Here is a 7,587-nt window from a genome sequence, read left to right on the forward strand (position 1 = left end):
CCAATTACCAATTACCAATTACCAATTACCAATTACCAATTACCAATTACCAATTACCAATTACCAATTACCAATTACCAATCACCATCCTTGACAGATATGATAGGTGTTCAAATGCACATAATGTTTTAGTCCCTGTGCAGATATCCCCTCAACTAAAGGTAAAAATGTCAATCAAGAACATTATTTTCAGCATCCTGCTCCTATTTATACCCATATCTCTAGCAGCCCACTTTTTAGAATGGGGAGACTTAATAGTTTTCATCACCGCAGCATTAGCTATACTCCCCCTAGCAGCTTGGATGGGTACAGCTACGGAAGAAATAGCTGTAGTTGTTGGACCAGGAATAGGCGGATTTTTAAACGCGACTTTTGGCAATGCCACAGAATTGATTATTGCCTTAGTTGCCCTGAATGCGGGCTTAATTGATGTCGTCAAAGCCAGTATAACTGGATCAATTATCAGTAATTTACTCTTAGTCATGGGTTTATCCATGTTATTAGGCGGAATTCGTTACAAAGAACAAACATTTGAATCAGTTATAGCTCGTGTAAATGCTTCTTCTATGAATTTAGCGGTAATTGCCATTTTGTTACCAACAGCAATGAACTATACCTCCATAGGGATTAGTGAAAAAACCGTACAGAATCTTTCCCTAGCTGTAGCTGTCGTCTTAATTCTAGTTTACGGCTTAACACTGCTATTTTCCATGAAAACTCATGCTTATTTGTATGATGTTGGTGTGGCAGATATCGAAGAGGAAGCAGAAGCAGTTGTCCATAAAAAACCAAATGTTTGGTTATGGAGTGGTGTCCTTTTAGTTTGCACCCTGTTAGTTGCCTTTGAGTCAGAACTACTAGTTGGTTCATTGGAAGTCGCTACATCTCAACTAGGTTTAAGCGCCCTATTTACCGGGGTAATTTTAGTTCCTATTATCGGTAATGCTGCTGAACACGCTACCGCAGTTACCGTAGCCATGAAGAACAAAATGGATTTGGCTATGTCTGTCGCTGTGGGTTCAAGTATGCAAATTGCCCTATTTGTGGCCCCGGTTTTAGTAATTGCCGGTTGGGCAACTGGGCAACCCATGGATTTAGATTTTAACCCCTTTGAATTAGTCGCTGTTGCTGTATCAGTTTTAATTGCTAATAGCATTAGTTCTGATGGTAAATCTAATTGGTTAGAAGGGACATTACTCCTAGCTGCTTATACTGTCTTGGGTTTTGCCTTCTACTTCCATCCAGTTGCCAACAGTATCGGTTAAAATATCTTACCTGATCAAAAGTCTAAAATTCCCGATCTCATAAATTGGGAATTTTTCTCTTCTACCAAGTCCTAAATATTTTTTCAAAAATAACTCCCTTAAGATAGATGAATAAAATCAATAATTCTTATAGTGTCAAATCAGATCATTCTTTTGATATCGAGCTATAGATCCCACATTCCGCACCCCCCAGTGTCACAATCGGTAATTTCGGATTTTTGAATACCTTTAATGATAATTTTGATACAAAATCGTCGAAATCTTGGGTGGCTATCGCCAATCTCAAATCCCCAAATGACCATTTTTCCTTGTGTGACAGTTTAGGGTGCGGAAGGTGGGATAGATTTATGATATATCAATTTCCCTAAATATTTTTTACTATTTGATCATAGTAATTACATATATAGGACTAATATTTGATTTTTCAAAAAACTCAGTGCCAGTTTATATCCGTTCTTCTCTGCTTTTGCCATTTCCCATTTTATAAATAAATACAATTATAAAAGACAATGAATGAAATCGGACTGCTGATGATGGGTGTATTTAATCAGAAATCACTAACTATACCCCATTTTCCATTAAACCAAACCTTGTTTTACCTAGAAAATGGTGTACAGCTAACAAATCATCAATCAAATAAGTTAGTTTCTTCTGCTCAAATTACACCACCAGAATTTATCCACATAAATGAAACTTCCCCAACTAATCTCTCAATTCTCTCATTCCGACGACACCAAATATTTAACCAAATCACACAAAAACAGACATCCAGCAGTTCTTTTGAATTAGCTGATGCTGGGAATATCCCTATGACCAATAAAAAAGATGTTCAATTATCAACAGGATATCACACAACCCAGAATAAACCTATGCCCGTAATTGGTTTTGGTAATTCAGGCATATCTGTGAAAGTTTTACAAAAATTGTTAATGTCTAATGGTTATGGACTACCTATTGATGGAGTTTTTGGGCCAGTTACCGAAACTGCTGTTAAAGCCTTTCAAAATCGTCGAAGTCTATCAACAGATGGTGTGGTTGGTCAAAAAACTTGGTGGGAACTAACAATTTAATTGGTCATTTGTCATTTGTCATTTGTCATTTGTCATTTGTCATTTGTCATTTGTTAGTTGTCATATAAATCATCTAAATCAAAAGAATCATAGTTAAAGATGATTTCTATCAGTCAAAATTTCATAACCACTATCTGTCACTAATACAGTATGCTCAAACTGAGCAGATAAAGCATTATCAACTGTTACCGCAGTCCATCTATCAGCTAAAATTCTGGTATTTTTAGAACCAGCATTTAAAATTGGTTCAATTGCTAAAGTCATTCCTGAACGCAATTTCACATTCGGTATTTCACGAGTTCGATAGTTAAAAACCGCTGGTTCTTCGTGTAAATTTCTACCCACACCATGACCAGTAAATTGTTCCACCACTGTAAAACCATTGGCTTTTACATGATCTTCAATTGCACCGGCAATCTCCGTTAAATGGACACCAGCTTTTACCTGTTCAATCCCTTTATATAGAGATTCCTCGGCTATTTTAATCAGTCTTGCGGCTTCACTCGTCACACTACCCACAGCGATAGTAATGCAGGAATCACCATGAAAACCTTGATAATAAGCACCTGTATCAACTTTTAATACATCTCCTGTATGAATTACCTTTTTATGGCTAGGAATTCCATGGACAACTTCATGATTAATACTAGAGCAGATGGAAGCGGGAAACCCATGATATCCTTTAAAGCTAGGAGTTGCATCCATTTCGCGGATGCGTTTTTCCGCATAAGCATCTAAATCGGCCGTGGTCATTCCTGGCTGAACTAGGTCAGAAATTTCCTTGAGAACAGTTGCCACGATCTTCGCTGATTGTCGCATAATTTCGATTTCACGGGTTGATTTAATTTCAATCCCTCCGCGTTGTCGTTTTTCGGGTTTTGGCTGGGCTGGTTGAGAAAGTAAGTTAGCGAAAATATTCATCATGAAGTTTAGGAATTAGGGGTGCTTTTACCGGTTAGCTGTGAAGTTGTTGAGATTTATTGGCAAAAAATATCTATATTTAAGTTAACTTATTTTGTGCTTCTAGAGAAACACAGATATTCATCCTGTAAATCTACAAATCCTGTAAATCCTGATTCTGACAGTGAAAAATGATCACCTAATTACAATCTCTCCCCTCATTCCTGCTTCTGCGTGTCCAGCTATAGTACATCCTAAAGCATATTTACCTGGTTTCATGGGGACAAATACCCATTCTGCTTCTGCACCAGGTTTAAGTTCTAATTCGTGAATATTCCCTTTAATTTCTACATTGCCGGCTTCGACTTTTTGAGTCCAAATTGCATCAGCAAAGTCTTTAGCGGTAAAATAATGTTTTTGTGAGCTAGGATTATTTAACTTGAGATTGTAGCGTTTACCAGAGGTAAATTCTAAATGATTTGGCTCAAATTTTAATTCATTAGCAACATTACCCAAGCTAACTGTAATCTCTATTGGTGGTTGTTTGAGGAGATTACTAGATAGATTCTCTGCTGTTGCTGGAGACGTACCCATTATTACTAGACTCATTAGCAGAGAGAATAAACAAATCAAAAAGTTACTCATGGCTCAATGGATAATTGTCAATCACACCTGTTCCCATTATCCATGAACCACATTCATTTAATCTTTTTATGTGCCAGAATTTGTGGACCTGCGGTGACAACAACAATTTTATCAGGGTGAAGTAATTCACGAGCGGTTTGATTGACTTGATTGAGATTGACTTGTTCTATTTTGCTGATAAATGAGCGCAATTCTATCTGATTCAAGCCGTAAACTTCATTCATCACCATTCTCTGGCTTAACTGTTCGGGATTGGCCAAAGAAATATTATAATTGCTGATTAAATTGCGTTTAGCTGTTTCTACTTCTTGTGCTGTCACACCTTGTTGATGAACTTGTTTCAGGAGGTTGCGGGTACTGGAAATTGCTTTGCGTGCGTCTTCTGGACTGGTTTGCATTTCAATGAGAAATGTACCAACATTCTTACCTGTGATGAAATTGCTATAAATTCCGTAGGTTAAGCCTTGGCGATCGCGCACTTCTGCCCCTAGTCTACTCGATAATGTATCACCGCCGAGAATTTGATTCAAGATCATCGCCGCATAAAATCGTTTGTCTTGACGGTTAATGCCGGTGTAACCCATGTAAGTTATCGCTTGGGGTTTACCAGGGACAACAGGATTAACATTAATTACATTTTTTGGCATCCCCACATTGGGATATTTTACCGTTGGTGGTTTGCCCTTTACTTGCCAATTTCCTAATTTTGCTTGAATGAGCGATCGCACTTTGGTAACATCAAAATCGCCGACGATTGCTAAAACTGTGGTATCAGGACGATAATGTTGGGCTTTAAAAGCCATTACATCTTGACGTTGAATTTGTTCAATACTTTCCGCAGTCGGGAAGGTATGTAATGGGTGTTTTTTCGGATAAATAGACTGCACAAAGATACGATTTGCAACCTTATCAGGATCATCTAAATCTGAATCTAGGGAAGTTAAAGCTTGTTGACGTGAAAGTGCAAACTCTTTTTCTGGGAATGTACTATCTCTAATTACATCCGTCAATGTCCCCAGCAAAACTGGTAAATCCACCGCTAAACTACTACCTTTAATCCGTACACCTTCACGAGAAGCTTCAAAGTCCAAATTTGCGCCTTTTGCATCTAATCCTTGGGCAATAGTTCGCATATCTTTGGTTTTCGTGCCATTCATCAGATTTGCTGCCACTAAAGACGCTAATCCTCCTTGATTATCTGCCTCAAATTCTGTTCCCGCTTTGATATATCCGCTCAAAGTCACTGTTGGTGTAGTTTTGTCTGGTAACAGTAACACGCGTAACCCATTAGCAAGCTGTAACTGTTGGGGGATTTGTCTTTCTTGGGTTTTGGGTAATATATCTAGAGGTGGTAAATACTTCTTGACTTCCGCTGGAACTACAGCCACATCAACAGCAAAATTATCTTCTGTTTGCGTTGAGTAAGATGAACTCTGGGTAGTTTCTGCTTGCTGAGTAGGTTCAAAAAATCCGACTTTTCGGGCTGCTGGTTGTAGATATTTATTGATGACATTCATCACATCAGCAACTTGGACTTTCCGAATATTTACTAAGTGGTCTTCTGTATATTGATAATTATCCGTCGTGATTTGATCATTACCCAATTGCATGGCTTGATTGGTAATATCACGGTTATTTAAAATAACTGAAGCTGTTAATTGAGTTTTTGCTCTTTCTATCTGTTCTTCTGTCACAGCGACTTTGGCAAGTTTTCCTAACGCCTTTATTACCGCTGCATCAATTTTATTTAAATCCTGATTTCCTGAACCTGTCACTAATATTTCATACCAACCACCCCCACGTAAACTAGCAACATTTCCCGAAACATTATTAGCTAAACCCGATTCTACTAATTCCTGATACAAGTAAGCATTTTTACCCGCAGTCAAGATATAATCCATAACTTCCAAAGCGGGAATATCTGGTTGATTGATTTGGGGAAGTGGGTAAATTAGTTGGAGTAATGGATTTCCCCCCGGTTCTTGTAATTTAATTGCAGGTGCAGGAGTAGCCGCAGGTAATGGAGTTATGAGATGATGGGGTGAATATTGGCGTTTGGGGATTTTCCCGAACACAGTTTGCACAGTTTTCAAAGTTGGTGCGGTGTCAAAATCTCCCGCAATTACCAAAACAGCATTGTCAGGACTATAGAATTTTTGATAATATTCTCGCACTTGCTCAACTGTGAATTTCTCCACATCAGCCTTAGTTCCCCCAATAGGTAATCTATAGGGATGATCTGGAAAAACAGACACCATCACAGCGCGATTTAACCGATATTCGGGGCTATTTTCATAACCTTGTAATTCAGAAATAACTACTCGCTTCTCACTAGCTAACTGTTGAGGATCAATCAGCGAGTTTTTCATTCTATCTGCTTCTAGCGTCAACAGAGCCGTGAGTTTATCCCGTTCCGCAGTATTGTAATATGCGGTTTGGTCATAACTGGTAAAAGCATTAGAATCACTGCCCAAAGCACTAAATAACCGCCCAAATTGGATAGGACGATTGCTAGTACCTTTAAACATGATATGTTCTAATTGATGGGCAATACCATTTACCCCAGATGCTTCCTGACCTGATCCAAATTTGTACCATACCTGCACTGTCACCACAGGAGCATTATGAACCTCCTTAGTAATCACAGTTAAACCATTATCAAGGACTGTTTTCTGAACATTTGCTGTAATAGCGAGATTTGGTGTTTCTTTAGCGACTAATGTTTTCTGAGATTTTTCTGGGTTGGAGTTGTGGGAAGAGGTGGAAAAATCCGCCCTTTCTCCGCTAAAAGCAGCATCTTGATTTAACACAAAAGCGGCTATGATCCAGATACTCAAGATGACTAAAGAAAAGCGATGTCGTTGGGCGATAGAGAAAAAAGACATATCTTTGGCGAATAGATATATGTAATTTAAGTTACATATATTAGGTGACTAAAAAATTGGGCAAATGTTTCTGTACCTCATGGAAACTAGAAATGTACCTGAAAAGGAAAAATATTGTATCACCCCAAGGGCATAAATACTAATTTACAGCCTATTTATGCAAAAACCGTAAAAATTCTAGAGGTAATCCGTCAAAATCAGCGATAAATGCGACTTCTAAGATTTTATCGCCAATTTGCTGCTGTGTAGGTTCTAAAAGAATTTTCAGAGGTGGTAAATTTTCTATTGCAGCTAACCGTGTTTTTAAACTTTCCAACCAAGTTGGTAAATCTGGTGTGATCTGAGTCACATCAAAAGCAAGATGATAATAGCCGACATAATGTTCATCATTAAAAGCATCTGGGGCTGGTTTGGGTTGAGGAATTTGGATGAGTTCAATTCTCCCGCCCAAACCTTCCATCCAACAAGCTAGAGTATAACCGGTGGTGAAGCGATCGCCCACCGTAAACCCTATCTGCTCATAAAAAGCGATCGCTAGATGGATATTTGCCGTTCTAATGGAAGCATGGTGCATAATTTTGTCGGTTGTCAGTTGTCAGTTGTCGGTTGCTAGTTCTTTATTACCACAAACCACAAACCACTGTACGGGCGAAGCATTTGGAGAACTATTTTTGGCAATGACCGATAATTTATCTTCCAAATGCTTCGCCCCTACTGACCACTGACCACTGTACGGGCGAAGCATTTGGAGAACTATTTTTGGCAATGACCGATAATTTATCTTCCAAATGCTTCGCCCCTACTGACAACGGACCACTGTAC

7 protein-coding genes are annotated in these 7,587 nt (G+C 38.6%); 2 read left to right on the plus strand and 5 right to left on the minus strand.

Going from position 1 to position 7,587, the window contains the following annotated elements; genetic code table 11:
- Positions 1-167: 167 nt before the first annotated feature.
- Together cax and PN450_RS09865 are read left to right on the plus strand one after the other, a co-directional pair.
- A complete protein-coding gene (gene cax, locus PN450_RS09860; RefSeq protein WP_148761652.1) occupies positions 168-1,265 on the plus strand; it encodes a calcium/proton exchanger in 1,098 nt (365 codons plus the stop codon).
- Between the two features lie 509 nt (positions 1,266-1,774).
- Complete coding sequence (locus PN450_RS09865; RefSeq protein WP_233467172.1) at positions 1,775-2,335, plus strand: peptidoglycan-binding domain-containing protein; 561 nt, start codon at positions 1,775-1,777, stop codon at positions 2,333-2,335.
- Between the two features lie 93 nt (positions 2,336-2,428).
- Here PN450_RS09865 and map read toward each other — a convergent pair whose 3' ends face one another.
- The 5 genes from map to PN450_RS09890 all read right to left on the minus strand — a co-directional run bounded on the left by map (position 2,429) and on the right by PN450_RS09890 (position 7,510).
- Positions 2,429-3,256: a type I methionyl aminopeptidase gene (map, locus tag PN450_RS09870; RefSeq protein ID WP_148766844.1), complete on the minus strand. Its 828-nt coding sequence runs from the start codon at positions 3,254-3,256 to the stop codon at positions 2,429-2,431.
- Between the two features lie 174 nt (positions 3,257-3,430).
- Positions 3,431-3,844, minus strand: a complete 414-nt coding sequence (locus PN450_RS09875; protein ID WP_371735397.1) for a cupredoxin domain-containing protein — start codon at positions 3,842-3,844, stop codon at positions 3,431-3,433.
- Positions 3,845-3,933: 89 nt separating this feature from the next.
- Entirely contained in the window at positions 3,934-6,765 is a 2,832-nt protein-coding gene (locus PN450_RS09880) for a M16 family metallopeptidase (RefSeq protein WP_271836161.1), read from the minus strand.
- Between the two features lie 151 nt (positions 6,766-6,916).
- Complete coding sequence (locus tag PN450_RS09885) at positions 6,917-7,339, minus strand: VOC family protein (RefSeq protein ID WP_271836162.1); 423 nt, start codon at positions 7,337-7,339, stop codon at positions 6,917-6,919.
- 21 nt (positions 7,340-7,360) lie between these two features.
- Complete coding sequence (locus PN450_RS09890) at positions 7,361-7,510, minus strand: hypothetical protein (RefSeq protein ID WP_271836163.1); 150 nt, start codon at positions 7,508-7,510, stop codon at positions 7,361-7,363.
- Between the last annotated feature and the right edge of the window lie 77 nt (positions 7,511-7,587).

The sequence above is a fragment of the Dolichospermum lemmermannii CS-548 genome, from assembly GCF_028330815.1.
GTDB classification, from domain to species: domain Bacteria; phylum Cyanobacteriota; class Cyanobacteriia; order Cyanobacteriales; family Nostocaceae; genus Dolichospermum; species Dolichospermum lemmermannii.

Bases quoted from the DNA above. Each gene is read 5' to 3' on its own strand.
- PN450_RS09890 (WP_271836163.1), bottom strand. From the start codon at position 7,510: ATGCTTCGCCCGTACAGTGGTCAGTGGTCAGTAGGGGCGAAGCATTTG.
- PN450_RS09865 (WP_233467172.1), top strand. From the start codon at position 1,775: ATGAATGAAATCGGACTGCTGATGATGGGTGTATTTAATCAGAAATCA.
- cax (WP_148761652.1), top strand. From the start codon at position 168: ATGTCAATCAAGAACATTATTTTCAGCATCCTGCTCCTATTTATACCC.
- PN450_RS09880 (WP_271836161.1), bottom strand. From the start codon at position 6,765: ATGTCTTTTTTCTCTATCGCCCAACGACATCGCTTTTCTTTAGTCATC.
- PN450_RS09885 (WP_271836162.1), bottom strand. From the start codon at position 7,339: ATGCACCATGCTTCCATTAGAACGGCAAATATCCATCTAGCGATCGCT.
- map (WP_148766844.1), bottom strand. From the start codon at position 3,256: ATGAATATTTTCGCTAACTTACTTTCTCAACCAGCCCAGCCAAAACCC.
- PN450_RS09875 (WP_371735397.1), bottom strand. From the start codon at position 3,844: ATGAGTCTAGTAATAATGGGTACGTCTCCAGCAACAGCAGAGAATCTA.